The sequence below is a fragment of the Arthrobacter sp. FW306-1B-F12A genome, assembly GCF_058781865.1.
On the sequence record NZ_JBYSXD010000123.1, the window covers coordinates 1 to 533 of the forward strand.

Here is a 533-nt window from a genome sequence, read left to right on the forward strand (position 1 = left end):
GCGTGGTCTGTGAACCCGACCGCCCTCTTCACATGGTGGGCCGCTGTGGTGCTCCCGGTCCGTGAGGCTGCGCCGGGTCAGGCGTTGATCTCCTGGCGCTGTTGTCCGGTGGTTTCGATTTCGATGCGGCGCGGCTTTGCTTTCTCCGCCACCGGAATGCGCAGGGTCAGGACGCCGGCGTCGTAGTTCGCCTTGACACCGTCGGTGTCCAGTGCGTCACCGAGAATGAGCTGTCGGCTGAAGACGCCGCGGGGGCGTTCGGAGGCAATCAGTTCCGTGCCCTCGCCGACGGGGTCCGGGCGCTCGGCCTTGACGGTCAGGACGTTGCGTTCGACGTCGATGTCCACCGAGTCCACGTTGACTCCGGGCAGATCGAAGGCGACCACGAAGTCCTCGCCTTCCCGCCAGGCGTCCATCGGCATGGCCGCCGGCCGGGTTGTCGTGCCGAGCACCTGTTCGGCGAGCCGGTCGAATTCACGGAAGGGGTCCGTTCGCATCAGCATGGTGTGTCACTCCTTGCAGATCGCAGCTTT

The 533-nt window shown here is 65.9% G+C and carries 1 protein-coding gene; it reads right to left on the minus strand.

Annotation, left to right across the window (positions count from 1 at the left end; genetic code table 11):
• Positions 1–77: 77 nt before the first annotated feature.
• Complete coding sequence (locus AC3WJU_RS22500; protein ID WP_441438330.1) at positions 78–503, minus strand: Hsp20/alpha crystallin family protein; 426 nt, start codon at positions 501–503, stop codon at positions 78–80.
• Positions 504–533 lie beyond the last annotated feature (30 nt).

What these genes read in the sequence shown, in the direction of transcription:
- AC3WJU_RS22500 (WP_441438330.1), bottom strand. Translation starts at nt 503, where the DNA reads ATGCTGATGCGAACGGACCCCTTCCGTGAATTCGACCGGCTCGCCGAA.